Genomic DNA, 24024 nt, shown 5'->3' with positions numbered 1-24024 from the left:
CCGGTCACCCGACGTGGGTGTCGGCGGTGATGAGGGTGCGTTCCATCGGGTCGAGCGCGACGCCTTCGACGCGGGCGTCGTCGTAGCCCTGGATGAAGCGCTCGTGGACGAGGGGTACGAGGGCGTCGGCGACCAGGACGGCGGCCTCGGCGGTCATCTCGGCGTTGTGGCGGGCGTCGGTGCCGGTCAGCGATGCGGCCCTGCCCACCGCTGCGTCGACCTGCTCGTCGCAGAGCTGGGAGATGTTGAAGCTGCCGTCGCAGGTGAAGTCGGAGGCGAGGTAGGAGACGGGGTCTGCGGTGTCCAGCAGGGTGTTGCGGGCCTGGATGAACGCGTCGTACTTCCCGGCGAGCGCGTCGGCCTCCATCTGCGCGTAGTCACGGACGACCTGCTTGACGGTGAAGCCTCGCTTCTCCAGCTGCTGCTGTACGAGCGTGGCGACCTCGGGGAGTTCGGGGCGGTTGGTGTAGGTGGCGAGGGTGATCTCCTTCGTCCTCGCCACCTCGGCGCGGCTCGCCGCCGGGCTACGGCCGCCGGGCGTGGCGCGCTTCTCGGCGGCCCAGGGGATGCCGGGGCCGAGGAGTCCCTGTGCGGTGTCGGCGCGGCCCTCGTACACTCCGTCGGCCAGGGCCTTGGAGTCGATGCCCTCGCGGGCGGCGGCGCGCATGGCGGGGTCGGCGAAGACTCCGTGTGCGGTGTTGAGCGAGAGGCCGTTGGTCCTGGCGGAGGGGAACTCGTGCACGTAGGAGTCGCCGAGCAGCGACGCCTGTGCGATCGGTACGTACTCGGCGATGTCGACGGTCTTCGTGCGCAGTGCGTTGGCGCGCGCGGTGCCGTCGGCGGCGAAGGTGACGTCCACGCCCGGGGCCTTCGCCTTGCCGCCCCAGTAGTCGGCGTTGCGTTCGAGGGTGGCGGAGACCGCGCCCTTGACGCCGGTCAGGGTGAACGGGCCGCTGGCGTGCCCGGCGGGGTTCACCTTGCCGTTCTTGTAGGCGCCCGCCGACAGGATCGTGAGGGAGGGGTTGGCGAGCCGTTGCGGGAGCAGCGGGTCGGCCTCCTCGGTGACGATCCGTACGGTGCGCGCGCCCGCGTCCGTCGCCTTCAGGGTGGTGTCGGACAGCACCCTGGGCAGCGGGGACGCCTTGGACGCGGCGGTGAGGGACCGTACGACGGCGTCGGCGTCGACCTTCGCGCCGTCCTGGAAGACGGCGTCGCGGAGGGTGAACGTCCAGGTGGTGGGGTTGTCCTGCTTCCAGGACGCGGCGAGGGCGGGCTTGGCGGTGCCGTTCTTGTCGAGGCTGGTGAGCCCCTCGATGACGGCGAGCCTGCTGAGGGTGACCGCGTCGTCCCCGTACGGGGACATGGCCTGGGCGGGCGGGAAGGCCATGACGACCCGGAGCCGCTGTGCGTCGCCGGACGCGCCGGAGCCGCTCGACGAGGAGCAGGCGGCCAGCGGGAGCAGCAGAGCCGCGGTGGCGGCGATGAGCGGCAGCGGAGAGCGGCGGCTTCGGGGCGTAGACATGACGGGAACCCTATATGGAAACGATTGTCATCTGATATGAGGGGTGACCGGAACCGCGGGAGAGGGCATCGGCAGCTCGAAGTGGACGATGCCCTGCCCCCCGTCCGGAGCCGCGCGTTCGTCGCAGACCTCATGGGCGAGCGACCGCCAGAACGGCTCGGCGCCGGGGACGGCCGGATCGGTGTGCAGATAGAGCGAGGTGTAGCCGCCCGCCCGCGCGGCGAAGTCCCCGAGCTCCCGCACCAGCCTGCGGGCCAGACCGTGCCTGCGATGCTCGGGGCGTACGTAGATCCGGCACAGCTGGGCCGTCGAGCCCGAGGGGAAGCGATCGGCGACCCACTGGGGATTGGGCGGCGCCTGCGGGCCCCGGTCCCGCACCGCGCCCGTCGCCACGACCTCGTCGCCGCGCACGACGACCAGCAGGGTGCAGCGCTCGGGGAGCAGATAAGCACCCTCGAGGTCGATGATGTCGGCGTGCCAGCGGGGCACGTAGCCCGAGCGCAGGTCGTGGTAGACGGTGTCCAGCATCACGGCCCTCGCGCCGCCGATGTCCTGCGCGGTGGCGGTCCGCAGGACGTACCCGCCCGCTCCGGCCGGCGTGACCGGCATCCTTGTCGCCCCGGCGGTCGCGGTCACCACTGACGCTCACCCTCGCTCTCGGCCGTACGGCACACCACTTGCCGTACCAGCGTACGTGCGAGTGATGCGCAATAAGACCTCGGGCTCCGGGTCAGCCGGCCGTGCGGTAGACGAGAGCGGTCGCGATCCCCGCGATGCCCTCGCCCCGGCCGGTGAACCCCAGACCGTCGGAGGTCGCGGCGGAGAGCGAGACGGGGGCGCCGATCGCGTCGGACAGCACCTTCTGGGCCTCGTCGCGCCGCTTGCCGATCTTCGGCCGGAGACCGACGACCTGCACGGCGACATTGCCGATCCCGAAGCCTTCGCCGCGCACGATCCGGGCGGCCTCGGTGAGCAGCGTGACCCCGGACGCACCCGACCACTGCGGCCGGCCGGTCCCGAAGTGCTGCCCGAGGTCACCGAGCCCGGCGGCCGAGAACAGCGCGTTGCAGGCGGCGTGCGCCACGACGTCGGCGTCGGAGTGCCCCGCGAGACCGGGGCCCTCGCCCTCCCACAGCAGCCCGGCGCACCAGAGCTCGCGACCCTCCTCGAAGGCGTGGATGTCGGTCCCGATGCCGACCTGCGGAATCACGGGAGCCGGCTGCCGCGCCGCTGCTTCAGAATCCATCGTTCGCCCTCCGGCGTGCGAGAACCGCCTCGGCCAGGACCAGGTCCAGCGGCCGGGTCACCTTGAACGCTTCTTCGTGCCCGGGTACGACGACGACCGGCGCGCCCAGCCGCTCGACCATGCCCGCGTCGTCGGTCGCACCCTCACCGTCGACGGCCACCCGCTCGTGCGCCTCGGCCAGGGTGCCCCGGTCGAAGCCCTGGGGCGTCTGCACGGCCCGCAGCCGCGCCCGTACGGGGGTCGAGAGCACCGACTCCGGTGCGCCGTCGCCCGGCTCGACCTCCTTGACGGTGTCGGCGAGGGGCAGCGCGGGGACGACGGCCGGAGCCCCGCCCCGTACGGCCTCGATCACGCTGTCCACGGTGTCGACCGGCACCAGCGGCCGGGCCGCGTCATGGACGAGCACGACGGAGACGTCCTCGGGAAGAGCGTCGAGCCCGAGCTTCACGGACTCCTGCCGTGTCGCACCGCCGGGGACGACCACGTAGTCGGTGTGCTCGGGCAGCACATGCCCGTCCATGAGGTTCTTCACCTCGGGCGCGCCGTCCGGCGGCGCGACCACGACGACGAGAGTGACGGCGCGGGACGCGGCCATGGCCCGTACGGCGTGGATCAGCATCGGGACACCTCCGAGCGCGCGCAGCGCCTTGGGGGTACCGGGGCCGAGCCGGACACCGCGGCCCGCCGCGGGGATCACCACGGCGGTGCGGGAATGGCTCGATCCGGCGGGCGTCGGGGACATCGGTGACATCGGTTGCACTCCGAAGCTTGGGCAGGTTTGTTTCCACGGCCGACATGGGTATGGCCACACCAAGCCGGGCTCGACGCCTCGACCTGACCGGGAACCCTTCCGTGACCCCCGGTCGGCCAGGGCGGAGCAAGCTCGGCGAAGGCCCCGAGGGGACGGCGCCGGGGCACATCACCCGGGTCCGAGCGCGTCGCCCGGGTCCGAACATGCCGCAGCGCCCGACGACTCACCGTAAAAACGGCTGGTCAGCGGGCACCACGGCAGATTTTCTTCGCACCGGACCGATCGAACACCGGATCCGGCTACCGGTGGGGTCCGGTCACTGTCCGGTCACCGGTGTGGTGCGATTCAGGACGCGAGGACCTCGTCGAGCAGTGCCTCGGCCTTGTCCTCGTTCGTGTTCTCCGCGAGAGCGAGCTCGCTCACCAGAATCTGGCGGGCCTTGGCGAGCATGCGCTTCTCACCTGCGGAGAGTCCACGCTCGCGCTCGCGACGCCACAGGTCACGCACCACTTCGGCGACCTTGATGACATCGCCGGAGGCGAGCTTCTCGAGATTTGCCTTGTAGCGTCGGGACCAGTTCGTCGGCTCTTCGGCGTACGGCGCGCGCAGCACCTCGAAGACCCGGTCCAGCCCCTCCTGCCCGACTACGTCGCGCACACCGACGAACTCCGCATTGTCCGCCGGTACACGAACCGTCAAGTCGCCCTGAGCGACCTTGAGCACCAAGTAGGTCTTGTCCACGCCTTTGATCTGGCGAGTTTCGATAGCCTCGATCAGCGCGGCCCCGTGATGGGGATAGACCACGGTGTCGCCAACCTTGAACGTCATGTGACAGGTACCCCTTCCGTGGCTATCCAGAGTAACACGAGAACGGCTTCTCCTGAATGGTGTTTTCGCAGGTCAGGGCATATCTCGGGGCTTGACAACTACAACACGAACGTGCTGCGGGAGCCTTCCGGAAGGCGATATTCGCAGGTCGGAGCGGGCGTACGGGCAGCCCGAAACACGCGCGTCACAGGCGCCGGAAGCCCTCAAGAAGGGGCCGAAAGTCCCGTTTTGCCGGATTCTTGGCGGTGGACTTTCTGCGCTCCGTTCGAGTCTCGATCATCCGTACGGCTCTTAGCGTCGATGGCCATTGAAATTGATCTACGCCCGGGCGGGCGGATTATGCACGGGAAATGCGCCGCCGTCCGGAAATCGATCATCGGCCGGTCAGCCACTGCTCCCGCGTTTTGTGAACGCTGTGCGAATCACCATGCGCGGGACCGCCCGGTCCCCATGCCGGCCGGACCTGGACCCCGCAAGGGGCGGGTCGGGTGCGGGCCCGGGACCCCGGCTCGGTAACCTGAGGCCGCTGACACACACTTAGGGCGGCTTTACAGCCGCTCGGGCCTTCCTGTCCGCAGAGTCCGAAGTCCGCAGTCCGAACGTTCAAGGAGTTGCCGCCGCCGTGAGCCGCAGCCTTCGACACGGCGCCTTCGCCGCCACTGCCCTCGTGTTCTCGATCGCCGCGCTGTCCGCGTGCGGTGCCGGCAAGGACGCGCAGACGCTTCAGGTCAGGCCGGACAACGCAGCCACCGCTGTCGACTCCATCAAGATCCAGAACCTGAACATCATCACCCAGCCCGAACCGGACGCCGAGGGCCCGGCGGTCATCTCCGCCACCCTGTTCAACGACGGCCCCAAGCGCGAGGTCGTGGAGAAGGTCGCCCTGCCGGGCACCGACGCGACGGTGAAGCTGCAGCCCGCCAAGGGCAAGGGACCGCTCGTGGTCCCGGCCGGCGGACGGCTCATCATCGGCGGGAAGGACAACGCATCGGCCGTGATCGAGAACGGCCGTCAGGCGGGGAGTGACGGCAGCGTGCAGACCGTCGCCTTCACGTTCAGCGAGACGGGCGACATCGACCTGGGCGCCGCTGTCGTCCCGGCGACCAGCTTCTTCGAGAAGTTCGGCCCGAGCGCCCTGCCGTCGGCCAAGCCCTCCCCCTCCGACTCCGCGTCCGGCACACCGGGCGCCGAGGCGGACGCGGAGTCCGGCAGCCCGTCGGGCGCGGGCACCGGGGACGACTCGGCGAACCCCTCCACGGACACGAACACGGACGACGCGGCGAACTCGACGGACGACGCGACCGTCGGCCGGTGAGCGTGCGCGTGGGGGGTGCCTCCGGCCGGAGGCACCCCCCACGCGATCCGTGGTGCCGGTTTACGGCTCGAACTTGTAGCCCAGGCCCCGCACCGTCACCAGATAGCGCGGCGCCCCGGGGTCGGGCTCGATCTTGGCGCGGAGCCGCTTGACGTGGACGTCCAGGGTCTTGGTGTCGCCCACGTAGTCGGCGCCCCAGACCCGGTCGATCAGCTGCATACGCGTCAGTACGCGCCCGGCGTTGCGCAGGAGCATCTCCAGCAGGTCGAACTCCTTCAACGGGAGGTCGACCTTGGCGCCCGAGACCGTGACGACGTGCCGGTCCACGTCCATCCGGACCGGGCCGGCCTCCAGGGCCGCCGGGGTGACCTCCTCCGGCTCGCCGCGGCGGCGCAGGACCGCGCGGATGCGGGCCACCAGCTCCCGCGAGGAGAAGGGCTTGGTCACATAGTCGTCGGCTCCTATTTCCAGGCCGACGACCTTGTCGATCTCGCTGTCCTTGGCGGTGACCATGATCACCGGAACGTTGGACTTGACGCGCAGTTGCCTGCAGACCTCCGTACCGGGCAGTCCCGGCAGCATCAGGTCGAGCAGCACGAGGTCGGCGCCGTTGCGCTCGAACTCGTCGAGGCCCTCGGGGCCGGTGGCCGCGATGGCCACCTCGAAGCCTTCCTTGCGGAGCATGTAGGACAGGGCGTCGCTGAAGGATTCCTCATCCTCGACGACAAGCACTCGGGTCACGGAAGAGCCTCCGGGGCAGGGAATGGTTCATAGGAATCGGTCTCGTACGGCCCGTCGTCGTCAACAGCACCGTTGACGACGAGAGGTCCGCCGGTGGTACGACCCCGTACGACGCCCGACTCGGGCAGTCGCAGGGTGAACGTGGAGCCCTGGCCCTCCGAGCTCCATACGGTGACCTCCCCGCCGTGCGAGGCGGCCACGTGCTTGACGATGGCGAGGCCGAGACCGGTGCCACCGGTGGCCCGTGAGCGGGCCGGATCGACGCGGTAGAAGCGCTCGAAGACGCGCTCACGGTCCTTCTCCGAGATGCCGATGCCCTGGTCGGTCACCGCTATCTCGATCTGGTCCCCGCCGGGCGCCGCGAGCTTCCGGGCGGCGATACCCACGCGTGTGCGGGCGGGGCTGTAGTTGACGGCATTCTCCACGAGATTGCCGAGGGCTGCCGCGAGCTGGCTCCGGTTGCCCCAGACGAAGAGGTCGGCGGTGCCGCCCGAGGCCATGGTGATCTGCTTCGACCCCGCCTGCTGACGGCACCGGTCGACGGCCTCGACGACCAGCTCCTCCACCCGTACCGGCTCGGCGTCCTCCAGCGGGTCGTCGTTCTGCACCCGGGAGAGGTCGATGAGCTCCTGCACGAGGTTGGTCAGCCGGGTCGCCTCTATCTCCATACGGCCGGCGAAGCGCTGCACCGCCTCCGGGTCGTCGGAGGCGTCCATGACGGCCTCGGAGAGCAGCGAGAGCGCTCCGACCGGGGTCTTGAGCTCATGGCTGACATTGGCCACGAAGTCGCGCCGCACCGCTTCGATGCGACGGGCTTCCGTGAGGTCCTCGACCAGCAGGAGGACCAGGCGTGAGCCCAGTGGAGCGACCCGGGCCGAGACGGCGAGCGCCTCCCCGCGGCCCGTACCCCGGCGCGGGAGGTCCAGCTCGACCTGTCGTATCTCACCGTCGCGCCGGGTGTCCCTGGCCATGTGGAGCATCGGCTCGACCGCCAGCCGTCCGCCCCTGACCAGGCCCAGCGCATACGCGGCGGAGCTGGCCTTGACCACGCTGTCGCTCTCGTCGAGCACCACAGCGGACGAGCTGAGCACGGAGAGGACCGTGTCCACTCCCGGGGGAAGCGCGGCATTTCCGTCGGGCCGCAGGGACGTACGCGTGGGCCGCTTCTGCTCGCGCTCGCTCCAGCGGAACGCCAGCATCGCGATCACACCGGTACAGAGCCCGGCGATCGCGGCAGCTGCGGCGACTGCCGCGTTCACGTCCATGCCTCAAGGTTATGCGGGCGCACGGACACTCTCCCAGCCATCCGGGTGCCATCTCGAACACTCGTCGCCCAGAGTTCACCAAGGGGATAGTGCTGGTTCACTTGAGCGGCCGGATCCCGACGCGTTGGACCCGCACCGTGGCAGCGTGGGGGTCGGCCCCCACGCTGCCACGGGATCTGGAGAGGGACTTCTCATGCGCGACGCTTATCACGAGGAACTCGATTCGATCGGCGAGGACCTGGTCGAGATGGCCCGGCTCGTCGGCTCGGCGATCGGGCGGGCCACGACGTCCATGCTCGACGCCGATCTCAAGCTCGCCGAGAGCGTGATCGCCGCGGACCAGAAGGTCGACGACCTCCAGCACGACCTGGAGGCACGCGCCATCGCGCTGCTGGCCCGCCAGCAGCCGGTCGCCACCGATCTGCGGATCGTGGTCACCTCACTGCGGATGAGCGCCGACCTGGAGCGCTCGGGCGACCTGGCCCAGCACGTCGCCAAGCTGGCGCGGCTGCGTTTCCCGGCGTCGGCGGTACCGCACGACCTGCACGCCACCATTCTGGAGATGGGCCAGCTCGCCCAGCGGCTGATGGCGAAGGCCGCCGAAGTGATCATCACGAAGGACGTCGACCTGGCACTCCAGCTGGAGCAGGACGACGACGAGATGGACCTGCTGCACCGCACCCTGTTCCAGCACCTGATGGACGACCGCTGGAAGCACGGCATCGAGACCGCTGTCGACGTCACCCTGCTCGGCCGTTACTACGAGCGTTTCGCCGACCACGCCGTGTCGGTCGCCAAGCGAGTCGTCTACCTGGTCACGGGTGAGCACGCGGACGAGATCCAGGCGGCGCCGGTGGAGGGGGCGTAGGGGGCGCGGCCCTCACGGCGGCCGCACTTCTGTTCCCGCACTCGTGCGCCGTTGATGCGCCCTCCTGGCTGGGCATGCAATGGGTGCGGGGGCGGCGTGCCATGCCGTAGCCCCGCCCTACGCCCTGAGGAGGGACCATGGCCGATTCCCCCGTGACCGAACCCCAGCAGCAGGAGACCCCGACCGAAGTGGTGCATCTGACCGTGCTGGGGGCCTGCGGCTGCGGCTCGGGCTGCGGGTGCGGCTGCCAGTCCGGCGCGCCGTGCCAGTGCGGTGGCTGAGTGGCTGAGTAAAGCCGCGTAGGGGTCGGGTGCGGTGCGCCGCGGGGCGCTACCGCGGGCCCTCTGTGTCTTGCCGGGCCCGCCGCGCGCCGCTCAGACCACCGGGCCGGCTGCCGCCTGCTCGGCGGGCGGGGCCGGGGCGGCGGCGGGTGCCCCCACGGCGACGGCGACCGGTTCCTGCGGGCTCAGGTTGCGCATCAGCAGCCAGTAGCCCAGCGCGGCGGCGGTGCCCAGCACCGCGCAGGTGGCCCGATGGCCATCCGAGCATGACGAAGCCGAAATCCCCGGCCGCCACTCAATTGACGCCGCCCGTCAACCGTCGTACGCCGTCACGTCCCGCCCGCGCGCGTCCACGCCCGCCCGCCCCGGTCCCCTGGTTCCCCGATCCCCCTGATCCCCCCGTTCCGCCCTTTGGCCGAGCGAGCGGAGGGCGCACGGGTTCGATTACGCTCGGACCCATGGCCGACGCACCGTACAAGCTGATCCTCCTCCGCCACGGCGAGAGCGAATGGAACGCGAAGAACCTGTTCACCGGATGGGTGGACGTAGACCTCACCGACAAGGGCGAGAAGGAGGCGGTCCGCGGCGGTGAGCTGCTCAAGGACGCCGGCCTGCTCCCCGACGTCGTGCACACCTCGCTCCAGAAGCGCGCGATCCGCACCGCCCAGCTCGGGCTGGAAGCCGCCGACCGCCACTGGATCCCCGTGCACCGCTCCTGGCGGCTGAACGAGCGCCACTACGGCGCCCTCCAGGGCAAGGACAAGGCGCAGACGCTCGCCGAGTTCGGCGAGGAGCAGTTCATGCTCTGGCGCCGCTCGTACGACACCCCGCCGCCCGCGCTCGAGGACGGCACGGAGTTCTCGCAGAGCGCCGACCCGCGCTACGCGACGATCCCGCCGGAGCTGCGCCCGCGCACGGAGTGCCTCAAGGACGTCGTCATCCGCATGCTGCCGTACTGGTACGACGGCATCGTCCCGGACCTCCTCGACGGCAAGACCGTCCTGGTCGCCGCCCACGGCAACAGCCTGCGCGGCCTGGTGAAGCACCTGGACGGCATCTCCGACGACGCCATCTCGGGCCTCAACATCCCGACCGGCATCCCGCTCGCCTACGAGCTGGACGCCGACTTCCGCCCCCTGAAGCCGGGCGGCACCTACCTCGACCCGGACGCGGCAAAGGCCGCGATCGAGGCAGTGGCGAACCAGGGCAAGAAGAAGTAGCAACGCCCAACGCCAGCCCCCTACCTGTGGTTTCTCCACGGGTAGGGGGCTGGTTTTTTGCTCCGTCCCGGCCGGCACCGGCTAACCTGACCCCCACACCTGCCTGTTGCCCGGATTCACACCCCTGGCTGGACGGGCAGGCGGGTGCGGAGGGGCAAGGAGATCGGGGAGAGCGATCATGGGCGAGTCTCTGAAGACCTTCGTCGGCGGCGCCGAGGTCGAGGTGCCGAACAGCATTCCGGCGATCCGCTCCGCGCTGCCCGAGGAGAGACGCGAGGAGTTCGACCAGGCGATCAACGAGGCCGGGGTGAACGAGATCCAGGCCGTCATGCGGCACTGGATGCTCGAAGCCGTGCCCGATCCCGAGGCCGAACAGATCCTGGACCGGCTGGCGCAGGACGAGGCCGAGAGGCGGAACGTCGCTTGAGCTTCCGCATCTCCTACGCTCCGCCTGCCGACGACACCCTGGCCAAGATGCGCGACGGCGAATCGTTCCGGGACGAGATGGCGCGCACCCTGGGCCTCGATCCGTACGGTCATGCCTCCTCCGCCGTGAAGCGCGAACGCGACCGGCGCGAGGCGACCGTGTACGGCGCCATCGTCCTCTACTACGTCTCCGGTTCCGTGCTGACGGTCACCGTGGTCAGACTCGTGCCGCTACCATGACCGTCGATGTGACAACAGCCGTGCTGGAGGCCGTCGGTGCCCACGGCCCCGCGTCCCGCCGGCCGCTCGCCGGGGGCACGTACAACACCGTGACCCGCGTGACGTTCGATGACGGACGCGACTGGGTCGTCAAGGTTCCGCCGCCGCACGCCACCGGACTGAGCTACGAACAGCACCTGCTCGTCAACGAGGTCACCTTCTACGAGGCCGCCGCCGGTGGCCCGATCCCGCAGGTCGTGCACAGCGAGCTGGACCCCGGGGCTCCGACCGGGGCGTACGTCGTCATGACCACGCGCCCGGGACTGCCCTGGAGTGCCGTCGCCGATGGCCTGACGGCCGATGAGACCCGTGCCCTGCGCGCCGAGTTCGGTGCCGCTGTCGGGCGGCTGCACGGTGTTACGGGCCCGGGTGGTTACGGATATCCCGCCGAGCCCCTGGGGCCGCTCGCTCCCAGCTGGCGCGAGGCGTTCACCGCGATGACCGACGCCGTGCTCGCGGACGCCGAGCGGTACGCCGCGAGGCTGCCGTGGCCGGTGGGGCGGATCCATGAGGTGCTCGCCGGGGCGTCGGACGTGCTGGACGAGGTGACCCGGCCGGCTCTGGTCCACTTCGATCTGTGGCAGGGGAATCTCCTGGTGACCGGGGAGGCCGGCGCCCGGCGCATCGGGGGGATCGTCGACGGCGAGCGGATGTTCTGGGGCGATCCGGTCGCCGATCTCGTCTCCACGTCCCTGTTCGGCGACCCGGAGACGGACGTGGACTTCCTCGCCGGATACGCGGCGGCGACGGGCTCACCGCTGGTGTTCACCCCGTCCGTGCGCCGCCGGCTCGTCCTCTGCCGCAGCTACCTCTACCTGATCATGCTCACCGAGACGGTGCCCAGGGGTGTGGGGCCCGACGCCATGGAGGCGACATGGAATGCGGTGGCACCACGGCTCGTCGCCGCGCTCGATGAGCTCGGGCAACCCTTCGGACGGGGCTTCAGCGGCAGGGAGCTCAGGAGGGGCGCCGCGTCAGATGGGTGAAGGCGTCCAGGTTGCGGGTGGATTCGCCGCGCTCCACACGCCAGGCGTACTCCTTGCGGATCGCGCTCGCGAAGCCCAGTTCCAGCAGCGGGTTGAAGGCCCCGTCCGCCGCCTCCAGCACCGCGCCCAGCAGCCGGTCGAGCTCTGCGGGCGTGACGACCGAGAGCGGTAGCCGGCCGACGAGGTAGACGTCGCCCAGCTGGTCGATGGCGTAACTGACCCCGAACAGGCGGAGGTTGTGCTCCAGCAGCCAGCGGTGCACGGCCGCGTCGTTCTCGTCGGGGTGCCGGATGACGAACGCGTTGAGGGAGAGCGAGTGCTGCCCGACGATCAGGGAGCAGGTCGTGGACAGCTTGCGCGTACCGGGCAGCTTCACGACGTAGTTGCCGGGCCCCGGGCTCTCCCATTCGAGCTCCGCGTCGTCCAGCGTCGCCTCGATGACCTGCGCCGCTGCTGCCTCGTCGGATACGTCAGCCATGATCCGAGCGTACGACAAGGCGCACGCCGGGACACTCGGTCGGGGCGCACGCCGGGGCACACACCTGACGCCGCGCCGATGCGCGCTCCTCGCCGGTGCGCGCTGCTCAGCCGGGGCGCGCTGCTCAGCCGTGGCGCGAGCGGGCGCCGCGCCGGTGGTCGTACATCGCCGCCGTGTAGACATCGGCGGTGGCCGACGCCGCCGTGTCCCAGCCGAACGACTGCGCGTGCGCGGCCGCGGCCTCGCCCATCCGGTCGGCCAGCTCGGCGCTGTCCGCGAACCGGCCCAGCGCCTGTGCGTACGCCTCCGGGTCGTGGCCCTGCACCAGGAAGCCGCTGACTCCGTCCCGTACGGCGACCGGGAGGCCGCCCACCGCCGCCGCGACCACGGGCGTGCCGGCCGCCTGCGCCTCTATGGCGACGAGCCCGAAGGACTCGCTGTACGAGGGCATGACCAGCACGGACGCCGCCCGGAACCAGTCGGCGAGCTGTTCCTGCCCGACCGGCGGGTGGAATCGTACGACGTCGGCGACACCCAGGCGCGCGGCCAGCTTCTGGAGGCCCTCCGGCTTGGCGAGCCCGCTGCCACTGGGGCCGCCGACGACGGGCACGACGATGCGCGAACGCAGCGACGGGTCACGGTCCAGGAGCACGGCGACGGCGCGCAGCAGCACGTCCGGGGCCTTCAGCGGCTGGATACGCCCCGCGAACAGCGGGATCAGGGCGTCCTGGGGCAGGCCGAGGCGGGCGCGCGCGGCGGCGCGGCCGTCGCCGGGGCGGAAACGCTCCAGGTTCACGCCGGGGTGCACGACGGCGACGGACGCCGGGTCCGCGTCGTAGAAGCGGACGAGTTCGTCGGCCTCCCCCGCGGTGTTCGCGATGAGCCGGTCGGAGGCGTGCACGATCTGGGTCTCGCCGATGACGCGGGCCGCCGGCTCAGGGGTGTCGCCATCGGCGAGCGCGGCGTTCTTGACCTTCGCCATGGTGTGCATGGCGTGGACCAGGGGGACGCCCCAGCGCTGGGCGGCGAGCCAGCCGACCTGGCCGGAGAGCCAGTAGTGGGAGTGGACCAGGTCGTAGTAGCCGGGGCGCTGACCTGCCCAGGCTTGCATCACGCCGTGGGTGAAGGCGCAGAGCTGCGCTGGCAGCTCCTCCTTGGCGAGCCCCTCGTACGGCCCCGCGTCGATGTGCCGGACCAGGACTCCGGGTGCCATTTCGACCGTGGGCGCGAGCCCGCCGGCAGTGGCCCGGGTGAAGATCTCGACCTCGACGCCGATCGCGGCGAGGCGCTTGGCCAGCTCCACGATGTAGACGTTCATGCCGCCGGCGTCACCGGTGCCGGGCTGGTGCAGCGGAGAGGTGTGCACGGAGAGCATCGCGACACGGCGAGGCTTGCGGTGCCCGGCGAACGCGCCCGGGAAGCGGATACGGGGTGCCGCACGGCTGCTGCCGAGCCGGGAGACGTACTGGCTCACGGGTCCGCTCCTTTTCGCTCAGGGCATGACACGTACAGGGCACACGGCCCCTTCGAAAACCCAGAACAGCGGAACCGAGCCTTTCATTTCCACTTTGCCAAATCATTGCGTTCCCTCCGGCGCGTCGGGGAGCACCCCCGTGCACACCACTGCCCCGGCGTGCGCCCTCGGCGCTTCGCATACGCTCCCTTGCATGCACCAGCGCCCCATCGGCACCGCGACCCGCGGGACCACCAACCCCAACCGGCTCCGCCGTATGGACCGCTGGATCGCCGCCACCCACGGCCCCGCACTGCGCCGCAGCGACGCACCCCTCGCGGTCGACCTCGGCTACGGTGCCGCGCCGTGGACCGCCGTGGAACTGCTGGGGCGACTCCGCACCGTCGAGCCGCGCACGACGGTCGTGGGCGTCGAGATCGACCCCGCACGGGTGGAGGCGGCGCGGCCGTACGAGCGCGAGGGGCTCACCTTCGTGCACGGCGGCTTCGAGATCCCCACCGCGGGCCGGCCGGTCCTCATCCGGGCCGCGAACGTGCTGCGCCAGTACGACGAGGGCGAGGTCGCCGCGGTCTGGCAGCGGCTGTGCGCCCGGCTCGCCCCGGACGGGCTGCTGGTCGAGGGGACCTGCGACGAGATCGGCCGCCGGCACGTATGGGTCGCGCTCGGCCCGGAGGGCCCGCGCACCATCACCTTCGCGACCCGGCTCGGCTCGCTGGAGCGCCCATCCGACCTCGCCGAACGCCTCCCGAAGGCCCTGATCCACCGCAACGTGCCGGGCGAACCCGTCCACGCCTTCCTGCGGGACCTCGACCGGGCCTGGGCCACGGCCTCCCCTTACGCACCACTGGGCGCACGGCAACGCTGGATCGCGGCGGTCCGCGCGGTCTCCGCCGACTGGCCCCTGGCGGACGGCGTACGCCGGTGGCGGCAGGGCGAGATCACGGTGCGCTGGTCCGCGCTGCGCCCCGCCACGGGGTGAACGGCGCCGAAGCCGCTCCGAGATGAACGACGCCGGGCGGGCCGCGGAACCGCACCGGAACGCGCGGACACGAACGGTGGGACCTGACCGGTTCCGGGAACACCGGTGGATCACCGTTCGTCCCCTGAGAGACGGGGCAGGTGTGACGCGGGCCTCTGTTGCTTTGCGGCACGACATGGCACGATCGCGGCGTCACCCAAATGTTACTGACGGTAAGTCACATGTGCGCGATACGGCTTTCGTTGCCTTTCGCCCGGAGGGGGAGCTTGTGAACCGACGCCACTGCGCCGCTGCCGCGATCACACTGGTCTGCGCCCTGGCCGTGCTGTCCGCGCCGGCCCAGGCCATGGCCGCACCGACCCCCACTCCCACAACCACCCCCTCCGCCACACCCACGTCCACTCCCACCACTCCCTCGCCCGCCGAGAAGCGCCTCCAGGAGGTGCGCGAGGAGATAGAGACCCTGTACCGCAAGGCCGAAGCGGCCACGGATGCGTACAACCTCGCCGAGGGGCAGGCGAAGAAGCAGTCCGGCGAGATCGTCCGGCTGACCAGGTCCATCGCCGAAGGTCAGGCGAGGATCGCCGAGCTGAAGGACAGCGCGGGCGCCCAGGCCCGCGAGCAGTACCGCAACGCCGGACTCCCGCCGGGCGCCCAGCTGGTACTCAGCGGCGATCCCGATCTCTTCCTCGACGGCGTCAACCAGGCCAAGCAGGGCCAGCAGGCCACGAAAGGCATGCTGACCGAACTGGAGCAGGCCCAGGAGGACTTGGAGACCTACACCGAGGACGCCGGCCTCAACTGGGAGAAGATCGAGGCCAACCGCGTCAAGCAGGCCAAGGCCAAGAAGCACGTCAAGGCACAGATCGCGGCGGCGGAGAAGCTCGAATCGCAGCTCGCGAAGAAGGAGCAGGCCAGGCTCCTCGAGCTGGAACAGGACGCCGCCTCCACGGCGCAGGCCGCCTGGCTCTCCTCCGGTGCGCTCAAGGACATCAACCGCGAGGCCAGCCCGGCCGGCAAGAAGGCCCTGGCCTTCGCCACCGCCCAGATCGGCAAACCCTATGTATGGGGAGCCGAGGGCCCGGGTTCGTACGACTGCTCGGGGCTGACCTCACAGGCCTGGGCCGCGGCGAAGCAGCCGATTCCCCGGACCTCGCAGGAGCAGTGGCGGCAGCTGCCCCACATAGCCATCCAGGACATGCGCCCCGGCGACCTGATCATCTACCACAGCGACGCCAGCCACGTCGGGATGTACGTCGGCGACGGCTCGATCGTGCACGCCCCCCGGCCAGGACGGCAGGTCGCCCTGACCGGAGCGGGTTCGATGGAGATCCTGGGCGTGGTCCGGCCGGACAAATAGACGGCACCACGAGCGCGCCGGCGGAAGCGCTCGACGAGATGTGCACGGTGCGTGTCGAGTGCGTGATGTTTGTCATGGCCCCATGTCCGTTTCGTGCGCGCCCATCACGCCGGATCCGTGTCGGGAAGCGGCTTATGGCCGCGCATATGACAAAGGATGATCGTCGAGCGCCATTCCGTTCCCCTGCTGCGGACCGCTATCGTCCCCGTCGGCGGGTCGTCGATCGTCGGTCCGCCGCGCCCTCGGGGGGAGGGAAGGAAACCCGAACCGATGCCCGTACCCGTACCGCAGCAACGGACCGTTCCCGCTGCGGAGACCACTCATGGCGCCGACCTCACCCTTCTGGTGATCGAGGACGACCCTGCGGGCACCTTCGCCGTCCCCGAGCCCTCGTCCACCACAGGGGCGCGGGTCCGTGTCCGTACCGCCCGTAACCTCACCGAAGCCGGCCGGTTGCTCACCGACGACGTCGACTGCATCCTGCTCGACCTCGACCTTGAGGCGGCCGCGCTTCCCACCGGCGCACGCGCCGACGGCCCTGACGACGACACCGGCGCCCCGGACGAGCTCGCCGCCCTCAAACACGTCCTGCGCATCGCACCGCGCCACGCCGTCCTCGCCCTCACCGCGGAGGACGACGCCGAGCGGGCCGCCGAGGCCGTACGCGTCGGGGCCCAGGACTATCTCTTCCGCGGCGAGCTCGACGGCCGCCTCCTCAGCCGCGCCATCCGGTACGCCGTGGAGCGCAAGCGCGCCGACACCGCCCAGCACCAGCTGACCGAGTCCAGGCTGCGCGCCCAGGAGAACGCCCGCCTCGAACGCGGACTGCTGCCCACCCCGCTCCTGGACGGCTCCGATCTCGCCTTCGCCGCCCACTACCGGCCGGGCCGCAGCCGCGCCCTGCTCGGCGGGGACTTCTACGACACGGTCCGCACGCCCGACGGCACGGTCCACGCGATGATCGGCGACGTCTGCGGGCACGGCCCGGACGAGGCCGCGCTCGGTGTCGAGCTGCGTATCGCCTGGCGGGCGCTCACGCTGGCCGGGCTCTGCGGCGACGACCTGCTCTCCACGCTGCAGCAGGTCCTGGAGCACGAACGACAGAGCGAGGAGATCTTCGCGACGCTCTGCGCCATCGACATCGCCCCCGACGGCCGGGACGCCGGCCTGTGCATCGCGGGTCACCCGGCACCGCTGATCGCCCGCCGGGGCCGGGCGGCGCACCTGCTCCCGCACGAGGACGGTGGCCCGGCTCTCGGCCTGCTGCCGCAGGCCCGGTGGCCCCACCGGCAGGTCGAGCTGGGCAGCTCCTGGAGCCTGATGATGTACACCGACGGGCTGATCGAGGGGCGCGTCGAGCAGGAGGGGACCCGGCGGCTGGGCCAGGACGGCATGGTCGAGATGGTCAACGGCCGGCTGGACCAGGGGCTCGGCGGCGAGGCCCTGTTGGAGGCCGCGGTCACCCAGGTGCAGGAGCTGAACGGCGGCGAGCTGACCGACGACGTGGCGGTCCTGCTGCTGGAACGCGCCGAAGCCGGGACCTATGGCCCCGGCGCCGCCTGGCCCTCGGGCGCTTCTCAGCGCCCGCCGTTGTAGGGGCCGTACGGTCCGTCACTGCTGGACCCCCCGCGACGGCCGCCGCCACCCGTCACGGTCTTGATCGCCGGCCGCACGTCCACCATGAAGACGATGGACGCGATCACGCCCGCGATCTGCAGGAACAGGATCGGGATGACGAGGTTCACGAAGACGGTGGCGCCGAGGATGATCAGCCAGAAGGACTTCTTCTGCTTGTCCGCGGCCCGGTAGGCGTCCTCGCGCGCCGTCACGGCGAAGACCAGCGCGACCACGGCCAGGACGAGCATGGCCAGGTACAGCAGCTGGAGGAACGAGCCGAAAGCTTCGAGCAACACGGTGGGTACCGCCTAGTCAGTGGATGAACGCCTAGGGTCTTCCGCTCGGATCAGGCCGGCCGGACCCGAAACGAAATGCCTAGCGGCCAAGGTACCGGGACAACGACCCGGGCACCCTCAAAGGTGCCCGGCCCGTTCTTCCGGCAACCCCCGAACCGCTTCCGGCTACTTCGCGGAGGGCGGAGTCGTCTTCTTGGCCGCGGGCTTGCGCGCCGGCGCCTTCTTCTCCGCCGGGGCGGACTTCTTCGCAGCGGGAGCCGCAGGCTTCGCAGCACCGGCGGGCTTCACCGGCGTCACGGGCTTGACCGGGGCGGCGGGCTTCACCGGCGTCACGGCCGGCTTCGCCGCCACCTCGGACTTCTGCTTGGGCACGGGCTTCGGCTCCGTCTCGACGACGGCTGCGATCTCGACGATCTCCCCGGCCGTCTCGCCGCGCCACGTCCGCACGCTCTGCTCGCCACGCTCGGCGACCTTCTCGTACGTCTCCCGGGCCCGGACCGCGTACTCGGCGGCCACGCCCACGCTGCGCAGCGCCAGGTCCTGGGCGCTCTCGCCCCACTTCTTCAGGTCGGTGTCCAGGGCTCCGAAGACCTCGGTCACCTTCGCCTGCACGGTGGCCTGAGCCTCCTTGGCCTGCGTGGTGACCCGCTCCTGCACGGCCTTCGGGTCGGTGTTTCGCACAGCCTCGATCCGCTCGGGCGCCTCGGTCCGCAGCTGCTCGATCAGAGCCGGAACCCTGCGCGCCTGCTCAACGGCGAGATCGGCCGTGCCGGCGGCGAAGTAGAGGGGGGTGGGGTCGGTGAGGGTCTTACGCAGGTCATCGGTGATGGCCATGACTGTGGTCCTCCCGGATCATCAGAAGTCAGTTCGCTGGTGGGTCTGCATCACTGCCGCCGGCCGTGCGGGGGCCGCGGGCATCCGGACCGGCACCGTCCGCGTCTGCGGCACCGCTTTCCGCGTCGGCATCGATTCTGCTCTCCGCGACACCGGCACCGTGGAACCCGGCGCCGGTGTCGGGCTCGGCATCGAAACCGTTCTCCCGGCGGAAGGAGTCATAGATCTGCAGCAGCACGCTCTTCTGCCGCTCGTTGATCGACGGATCGGCCAGTACGACCGCCCGCGTCTCCAGCTCCTCCCGCTCCCGCTCATCGAGAATCCCGGCCCGCACATACAGCGTCTCGGCGGAGATCCGCAGGGCCTTGGCGACCTGCTGCAGCACCTCGGCGCTCGGCTTGCGCAGACCTCGTTCGATCTGGCTGAGATACGGATTGGACACCCCGGCGGCGTCGGCGAGCTGCCGCAGCGAGAGCTGAGCGGTACGCCGCTGCTCACGCAGGTACTCACCGAGATTGCCGACGTTGAGTGATGCCATGCCCCGATGGTGCCCCACCCTTGCTAACTATTGCAAGCGCATGCTTGCAATAGTGTCCCAAGCCACGCCGGGCGAACTGTGCCTGAGCACGATAGGTGTCGTATTTGCAGGACAACTGTCGTGCCCCGCGTGCGATCCACTCTGACTTGAGAGAGCCGCGATCGATCAGAAACCCGAAGACCGAGATCGAAACGTTTTGAGCAGGGGTCAGGACAATGTCAGACCTGGGCGCTGTCGTCGCAGAACCCGGCGAGGAATGCCAGGAGCGGCGCGGTTACAGCATGCATCGCAGTCGGCTCCTCTCGTGCCACCCGTTCGACGGTCCGGAGGGTCGCTGCGTCCCGCGGCCAGACCAGAGACAGCAGCCTCAAGGCGTCAACGCGCAGCGGGCCGTCCACGCAGCGCTCCACGGCGGCGCGGGTCCCGGGGTCGTCGCGCCACCGCTGCGCGAGCACCTGAAGCGCTCTCAAGGCAACCCACGGCTCAGCGTCGTTCGTGGCCTGGAGAGCAGCCGCCCGGACCTCTGCGCGCTCTGGCCAGTAGTCGCCCAATAGGCCGAGGGCAATGCCCCGGGCGGAGGGGTCCGCGTCGCCGACCGCCGCAAGCACGGCCAGCCGCACCTCAGGACACTCCGGCCACTGCTCAGCCAGCGCTCTTATCGCCGTAGTCCGAACTGTGATGTCGCTGTCGTCGATGGCGGCAAGCACAACGTGTCGCACCTCGGCGTCCTGAGGCCATTGCTGGGCGATGCTCTCCACAGCGAACCACCGGACATCGGAATCGCTGTCCCGAACGCCCGCCATAAGCGCGGCCCGCAGCTCAAGATCCCCGGCCCACTCATATCCGGCGAATTCAAGCGCCGCTTGGCGAACTGCGGGCACGACATCGCCTGTGGCGGCGATCGTTGCCCGGCGTGCCTCATCGTCGGCTGGCCAGAATTCCTGCAATGCTCCCAGCACCTGCCAACGGAGTTCAGGGTCTGCATGGCGGGTGAGTCCGAAGATCAGCTCCCGAACTTCGGGATCTTCCGGCCAGTGCTCGCCCAGACTCCACACGGCCGAATAGACCTCGCCCGCGGACAGCGTGTCGTCACGAGCGGCCTCGAGCAGGGCCTGCCGGACCTCACTGTCCGCAGGCCAACTCGCGCCCAAAGCGTGAAGTACTTCTGTGTCACCTCTCGAGCGCGCTGCGGCGAACACGGCCGAACGCACTTCGGCGTTCTGCTGCCAATGCCTGCCTAGAAAACGCATCGCGGCCCCGCGCACGTGTGGGTCGCTGTCGTCCATGGCCGCCACTGCCAGCAGCCGAAACTCCTCGTCAGCCGGCCATTGCTCACCCAGCTCCCTCCATGTGCCGGAGCGCACGTGCGACCTCTCGTCAACGACCGCATCTAGCAGCCGGGACCGTGCCTCCGGGTCCGCCACCCAGTAACGTGCGAGCGCGCCCACCACCCTCACCCGCGCCTTCGGGTCAATGCTTGTGTCAGAGACAGCCTTGAGAACCGTTCGCCGGGACTCCGGGTCCGAAGGCCAGTGCTTGGCTAGGAGGAGCAGGGCCGCGCCCCGGCTAACCGAGTTCGTTTCGGCATCGTGGGCGATGCCGACCAAGAGTGCTCGTGCGTTGTCGTCGGCCGCGTATCGCTCCGCTATTGTCCGCAACGCCTCGGACTGCGTCTCAGGAGATGCGTCGGTACCGCGCGCCAAGGCGAACACCGCCGCCTTAACCCCGGGCTCATCAGGCCATCGCTCACCGAGGGCACGTACGGCAACCGCCCCGGCCTCATTCCAATTAATCCGGGCGAACTCCATGGCCTCCGTAGCATCGCGACACATCGCCAGCCCGATTCGGGCCGCGCTGCGGCTCGCTCCCACCGTGCCGACGAGGTGTGGCCACAGCCAGCGGCGGAAGCGCTCGCGACCGCTCCACGAACCTGGGAAGCCCGGGAGGACCGCCCGCCCGCGCGGGAAGTCCACGCCGGGGAACATGGCGAGTTCCGCTGTGACCGCATCGATCACCGCGTCGCTCTGCAGGGCGAGTGAAGCTTCCGCCTGCTCCGGCGAGACGGTCGGCCGACCGATGCGGTGCGCCTCGGCGAGGGCCTGGAGCGTGAAGTCGAGGAACGCGGTGTCGCCGTGGGTACGGAAGAGTGGGGCCCCACCGCAGTGCCGGTGCAGCCTCAGTAGCCGCGCGATGAACCTCGCGTGCAGGGCCTCGGAGTCCCGACTGATCATGCCGAGGAACAGAAGAATGACTTCGCGCCAGCTGGGGTTGACCACGCGGTCCATCAGCTGGTTGAGGAGCAACTCCTCGCTCCACTGCCGGTAGCGGTGAGCGAGGTCGCGGGCCGCTAGGTACTCCAGGAAAGTCCGGTGCACGAAGCCGTACGCGCCAGCGCCGAACGGGTGAATAAGGAAGGCGCGCTCGTGTAGTCGTTCGATCATCGCGCGTGCAACAGTGCGCGCGACAGGCAGCGAGTAACCCAGCTCTGAGACAAAGTCCCGGACTACCTTCTCCAGAGCGCCGACGGCAAGCAACGGGCTGTCGCCGCCGCCCGACTGACCACCCGAGCCAGCCCCCTCCTGGATGTGGGAGGCGATCCGCTCCAGCAGTTCCTGGAGGACCCGGCCGTCGAGTTCCTCAATGGCATGCGCAACGTCCGGGTGCGCGTGATACGGGAGGCGAAGGTGCTTGGCGTCCCGGTCCCAGCGGCTGGCCAGTACAACCACGGCGTGCTCGTAGACATCCTTGCGGTCTCGGGGGATGGAGGCGCCGAGACCGATCGCAGCCAGGATCGCCAGCAGTAGCGGGTTCCCGGCAAGTTCGGCCACGGAGGGGAAGTCGCGTACGGCGTCGTTCAGTCGGCGGGCGAGCCGGGCGGCCTCGCCGGGGCTGTCAGGGTGAGCGGCGGCGTACCACCGGCTGACGAACGACTCAATCTGTGCCCGCGCGAGGTTCTCCAGCTTGGTGATCCTGAAGTTCGCGCGGGTGAACTCCCCCGCACCGAAGCCGACGATGCGGGAGGTCACGACAACGCGGGTGCCCGGGTGGCTCTGAGCGAAGGCGGTGATCTGCCGAGCGATGTCGGCGCGCCGGGCGGGGTCGAAGACCTCGTCCAAGCCGTCGAAGACCATCACTACCTGGCGCTGCCGACCGGCCAGCAGATCCTCTAGGACCTCACGGGGCAAGCCCATGCGCTCGGCGGCGTTGTGCTCCGCCCAGTACTCCTCGACGGTCGCCCCAATCCAGCGAGGGTCGGCGAGCCTCCGCAGCTCCACCACGACCGGAACGGTGTCCTTGAGCGCGACGACGCCGTCGGGGACCGTGTCCAGCCCGCCGGCCACGGCCAACGCCAGGTACTTCGCAAGCGTAGTCTTCCCCGAGCCGGGGTCGCCGAGCACCACCAGACGGCGGCCGTCCTCTGAGCCGATAACTTCGAGGGCGGGTTGCGCGGGTCGTACACGGGTGGGCTGACGCCGCGTGGCGTCGGGCCCCCGCGAGGCCACCTCGGCGGCGTCTCGTTCGTCCAGCTCCCCGTGATCCAGCAGGTCTTGGACGAGCCGCTGCGAGAAGTACTGACTCGGCCAGTCCCACGCCAGGAGCGGTTCCTCGAACACCGCACCCAGGCCAATCTGCGGCTGCTCGCCCGCCCTGCCAGCCTCGCCGAGCACATCCATGTTCAGTCGGCCATGTGTCTGTACCAGACGCTGGAGGTATTCGCCGATTGCGGCATCCGTCCGAGCGCTGAGGCCGCCCCGACGATCCCGGGACCGCCGGTCCTCGTTGGCTTCGGCAGCGGCCTCTTCGTAGCGACGGAGCCAGGAGCGCCCGCCCGCTTGCGACACCAGCCAGTCTCGCCTCACCCGGCCGTCCGACTCCAGGGTCCGCTGTTCCGTCCAGGACAGCCAGACGGCGACAACCGCCAAGAGAACGTCTGCGTTCTTCGGCAGTCGGAAGTCTTCAGCCGATGCTGTTGCCCACTCGCTGGCACGCTGGCCATGGAACCGGTCCGTGCCTGTGAGCCCTGTGCGTCGCACCTGCCGTTGCAGATTGACCTGGGTGCGTTCCGGCTCCTTCCGGGCTGCCGCTTCCTGCAAGTCCAGCAGCGCCCTGCGTAGTTCTTCGCGAGCGAACCCCATGAATCGATGCTCCCTGGTCGCCTTCGCGCCCCCTGTCCGTTTCCCCTGTGGCGGCGGGACCGCCCGAGGCGGGCGATCCGGGAAGCCGCACTCAGGGGACGCTGAACAGGCAGGGTAACTGCCGCGCTGCCCGGAGCGCCCGTGTGTCGGGACGCCCGGTGGGACCGAGGGCGAGAGTCGGGGACAGAGCCGGATCCGACCCACCATCGGACCTACCGACGCACCGTCAGGAGACCGCTGTGCCCCGTGCACGCAAGACCACCGCCAGCCGCGTGCCGAAGGTGAGCCGCCCCCGCCGCGGGCGCCGCCCGTCCCAGCACACCCCCTCGAGCCCGCCGGTGACACTGTCCTGGCGCAAGACTTGGCGTGAGGGCGCGCACCGCATCACGCTCAGCCTCGCTGGCTCCGCAGGCGCCGCCGCCGTCGTCATCCTTGAGTGGTGGCTGCGGAGCTACTGAGGGTCCCAGGAATAGCCCTACCGGCGATGAACTAGGCACTGTTTCTCGGATCTCCTGACGTGGGTGGGGTGTTGGGGTCAGGCTGGCTTCATGGGTCGTGGGGATCTGACGAATGCGGAGTGGGAT

The 24024-nt window shown here is 70.2% G+C and carries 25 protein-coding genes; 11 read left to right on the top strand and 14 right to left on the bottom strand.

Features of this window, described 5'->3' with window-relative positions:
* Positions 1 to 4: 4 nt before the first annotated feature.
* From AB0C75_RS20800 to AB0C75_RS20780, 5 genes are all read right to left on the bottom strand, one after another.
* On the bottom strand, positions 5 to 1522 hold the full coding sequence (locus AB0C75_RS20800) for an ABC transporter substrate-binding protein (protein ID WP_362892872.1): 1518 nt from the start codon (positions 1520 to 1522) through the stop codon (positions 5 to 7).
* A gap of 27 nt (positions 1523 to 1549) precedes the next feature.
* On the bottom strand, positions 1550 to 2131 hold the full coding sequence (locus AB0C75_RS20795; RefSeq protein ID WP_362893160.1) for a GNAT family N-acetyltransferase: 582 nt from the start codon (positions 2129 to 2131) through the stop codon (positions 1550 to 1552).
* A gap of 121 nt (positions 2132 to 2252) precedes the next feature.
* Positions 2253 to 2768, bottom strand: coding sequence for a 2-C-methyl-D-erythritol 2,4-cyclodiphosphate synthase (ispF, locus tag AB0C75_RS20790; RefSeq protein ID WP_362892870.1), 516 nt, complete (start codon positions 2766 to 2768; stop codon positions 2253 to 2255).
* The gene (gene ispD, locus AB0C75_RS20785; protein WP_362892868.1) at positions 2758 to 3519 is read right to left on the bottom strand and encodes a 2-C-methyl-D-erythritol 4-phosphate cytidylyltransferase; all 762 of its coding nucleotides are present in this window, start codon (positions 3517 to 3519) and stop codon (positions 2758 to 2760) included. The genes ispF and ispD overlap by 11 nt, the downstream gene beginning before the upstream one ends.
* A 345-nt stretch (positions 3520 to 3864) precedes the next feature.
* The gene (locus tag AB0C75_RS20780; RefSeq protein ID WP_006380568.1) at positions 3865 to 4347 is read right to left on the bottom strand and encodes a CarD family transcriptional regulator; all 483 of its coding nucleotides are present in this window, start codon (positions 4345 to 4347) and stop codon (positions 3865 to 3867) included.
* Between the two features lie 622 nt (positions 4348 to 4969).
* On the opposite strand from AB0C75_RS20780, the gene AB0C75_RS20775 reads away from it, so the two are divergent.
* Positions 4970 to 5662, top strand: coding sequence for a DUF461 domain-containing protein (locus AB0C75_RS20775; RefSeq protein WP_362892866.1), 693 nt, complete (start codon positions 4970 to 4972; stop codon positions 5660 to 5662).
* A 60-nt stretch (positions 5663 to 5722) separates the two neighbouring features.
* Here AB0C75_RS20775 and AB0C75_RS20770 read toward each other — a convergent pair whose 3' ends face one another.
* Both AB0C75_RS20770 and AB0C75_RS20765 read right to left on the bottom strand, forming a co-directional pair.
* Positions 5723 to 6403, bottom strand: coding sequence for a response regulator transcription factor (locus AB0C75_RS20770; RefSeq protein WP_362892864.1), 681 nt, complete (start codon positions 6401 to 6403; stop codon positions 5723 to 5725).
* Complete coding sequence (locus AB0C75_RS20765) at positions 6400 to 7668, bottom strand: ATP-binding protein (protein WP_362892862.1); 1269 nt, start codon at positions 7666 to 7668, stop codon at positions 6400 to 6402. Before AB0C75_RS20765 ends, AB0C75_RS20770 begins: the two co-directional genes overlap by 4 nt.
* Before the next feature lie 193 nt (positions 7669 to 7861).
* Between AB0C75_RS20765 and phoU the strand changes: the two genes are divergently transcribed.
* Together phoU and AB0C75_RS20755 are read left to right on the top strand one after the other, a co-directional pair.
* The gene (phoU, locus tag AB0C75_RS20760; RefSeq protein ID WP_362892860.1) at positions 7862 to 8536 is read left to right on the top strand and encodes a phosphate signaling complex protein PhoU; all 675 of its coding nucleotides are present in this window, start codon (positions 7862 to 7864) and stop codon (positions 8534 to 8536) included.
* Positions 8537 to 8673: 137 nt separating this feature from the next.
* Positions 8674 to 8817 (top strand): hypothetical protein, encoded by a 144-nt coding sequence (locus tag AB0C75_RS20755; protein ID WP_362892859.1) that lies wholly within the window; start codon positions 8674 to 8676, stop codon positions 8815 to 8817.
* Between the two features lie 93 nt (positions 8818 to 8910).
* On the opposite strand, the gene AB0C75_RS20750 is transcribed toward AB0C75_RS20755, so the two are convergent.
* Positions 8911 to 9054 carry a hypothetical protein gene (locus tag AB0C75_RS20750; protein WP_362892857.1) on the bottom strand — a complete coding sequence of 48 codons (144 nt, stop codon included), beginning with the start codon at positions 9052 to 9054 and terminating at the stop codon, positions 8911 to 8913.
* A 221-nt stretch (positions 9055 to 9275) separates the two neighbouring features.
* Between AB0C75_RS20750 and AB0C75_RS20745 the strand changes: the two genes are divergently transcribed.
* The 4 genes from AB0C75_RS20745 (at position 9276) to AB0C75_RS20730 (ending at position 11728) form a co-directional block, all read left to right on the top strand.
* A complete protein-coding gene (locus AB0C75_RS20745) occupies positions 9276 to 10037 on the top strand; it encodes a phosphoglyceromutase (protein WP_362892855.1) in 762 nt (253 codons plus the stop codon).
* Between the two features lie 178 nt (positions 10038 to 10215).
* Positions 10216 to 10464, top strand: a complete 249-nt coding sequence (locus tag AB0C75_RS20740; protein ID WP_362892853.1) for a DUF6694 family lipoprotein — start codon at positions 10216 to 10218, stop codon at positions 10462 to 10464.
* Positions 10461 to 10703: a hypothetical protein gene (locus AB0C75_RS20735; RefSeq protein ID WP_362892851.1), complete on the top strand. Its 243-nt coding sequence runs from the start codon at positions 10461 to 10463 to the stop codon at positions 10701 to 10703. The genes AB0C75_RS20740 and AB0C75_RS20735 overlap by 4 nt, the downstream gene beginning before the upstream one ends.
* Positions 10700 to 11728, top strand: coding sequence for an aminoglycoside phosphotransferase family protein (locus AB0C75_RS20730; RefSeq protein WP_362892849.1), 1029 nt, complete (start codon positions 10700 to 10702; stop codon positions 11726 to 11728). Before AB0C75_RS20735 ends, AB0C75_RS20730 begins: the two co-directional genes overlap by 4 nt.
* Here AB0C75_RS20730 and AB0C75_RS20725 read toward each other — a convergent pair.
* On the bottom strand, positions 11700 to 12206 hold the full coding sequence (locus tag AB0C75_RS20725; RefSeq protein ID WP_362892847.1) for a YbjN domain-containing protein: 507 nt from the start codon (positions 12204 to 12206) through the stop codon (positions 11700 to 11702). The genes AB0C75_RS20730 and AB0C75_RS20725 overlap by 29 nt on opposite strands.
* A gap of 124 nt (positions 12207 to 12330) precedes the next feature.
* Positions 12331 to 13680, bottom strand: coding sequence for a D-inositol-3-phosphate glycosyltransferase (mshA, locus tag AB0C75_RS20720; protein ID WP_362892845.1), 1350 nt, complete (start codon positions 13678 to 13680; stop codon positions 12331 to 12333).
* 193 nt (positions 13681 to 13873) lie between these two features.
* Between mshA and AB0C75_RS20715 the strand changes: the two genes are divergently transcribed.
* The 3 genes from AB0C75_RS20715 (at position 13874) to AB0C75_RS20705 (ending at position 17615) form a co-directional block, all read left to right on the top strand.
* Positions 13874 to 14659: a class I SAM-dependent methyltransferase gene (locus tag AB0C75_RS20715; protein WP_362892843.1), complete on the top strand. Its 786-nt coding sequence runs from the start codon at positions 13874 to 13876 to the stop codon at positions 14657 to 14659.
* A 268-nt stretch (positions 14660 to 14927) separates the two neighbouring features.
* Positions 14928 to 16019 carry an NlpC/P60 family protein gene (locus AB0C75_RS20710; RefSeq protein ID WP_362892841.1) on the top strand — a complete coding sequence of 364 codons (1092 nt, stop codon included), beginning with the start codon at positions 14928 to 14930 and terminating at the stop codon, positions 16017 to 16019.
* 270 nt (positions 16020 to 16289) lie between these two features.
* Positions 16290 to 17615 (top strand): SpoIIE family protein phosphatase, encoded by a 1326-nt coding sequence (locus AB0C75_RS20705; RefSeq protein WP_362892838.1) that lies wholly within the window; start codon positions 16290 to 16292, stop codon positions 17613 to 17615.
* On the opposite strand, the gene AB0C75_RS20700 is transcribed toward AB0C75_RS20705, so the two are convergent.
* The 4 genes from AB0C75_RS20700 to AB0C75_RS20685 all read right to left on the bottom strand — a co-directional run bounded on the left by AB0C75_RS20700 (position 17597) and on the right by AB0C75_RS20685 (position 23440).
* Positions 17597 to 17932, bottom strand: a complete 336-nt coding sequence (locus AB0C75_RS20700) for a DUF2516 family protein (protein WP_362892836.1) — start codon at positions 17930 to 17932, stop codon at positions 17597 to 17599. The two genes, AB0C75_RS20705 and AB0C75_RS20700, sit on opposite strands and share 19 nt — an antisense overlap.
* Before the next feature lie 165 nt (positions 17933 to 18097).
* Positions 18098 to 18766, bottom strand: a complete 669-nt coding sequence (locus tag AB0C75_RS20695) for a hypothetical protein (protein ID WP_362892834.1) — start codon at positions 18764 to 18766, stop codon at positions 18098 to 18100.
* A gap of 28 nt (positions 18767 to 18794) precedes the next feature.
* Positions 18795 to 19304: a helix-turn-helix transcriptional regulator gene (locus tag AB0C75_RS20690; protein ID WP_362892833.1), complete on the bottom strand. Its 510-nt coding sequence runs from the start codon at positions 19302 to 19304 to the stop codon at positions 18795 to 18797.
* A 218-nt stretch (positions 19305 to 19522) separates the two neighbouring features.
* A complete protein-coding gene (locus tag AB0C75_RS20685) occupies positions 19523 to 23440 on the bottom strand; it encodes a HEAT repeat domain-containing protein (protein WP_362892831.1) in 3918 nt (1305 codons plus the stop codon).
* A 239-nt stretch (positions 23441 to 23679) separates the two neighbouring features.
* On the opposite strand from AB0C75_RS20685, the gene AB0C75_RS20680 reads away from it, so the two are divergent.
* Positions 23680 to 23898: a hypothetical protein gene (locus tag AB0C75_RS20680; protein ID WP_362892829.1), complete on the top strand. Its 219-nt coding sequence runs from the start codon at positions 23680 to 23682 to the stop codon at positions 23896 to 23898.
* Positions 23899 to 24024: the final 126 nt, after the last annotated feature.

It is taken from the genome of Streptomyces sp. NPDC048565 (genome assembly GCF_040650935.1).
Taxonomy (GTDB): domain Bacteria; phylum Actinomycetota; class Actinomycetes; order Streptomycetales; family Streptomycetaceae; genus Streptomyces.
Note: the sequence above shows the minus strand (reverse complement) of the source record. Positions and strands in the feature narration are given on the sequence as shown.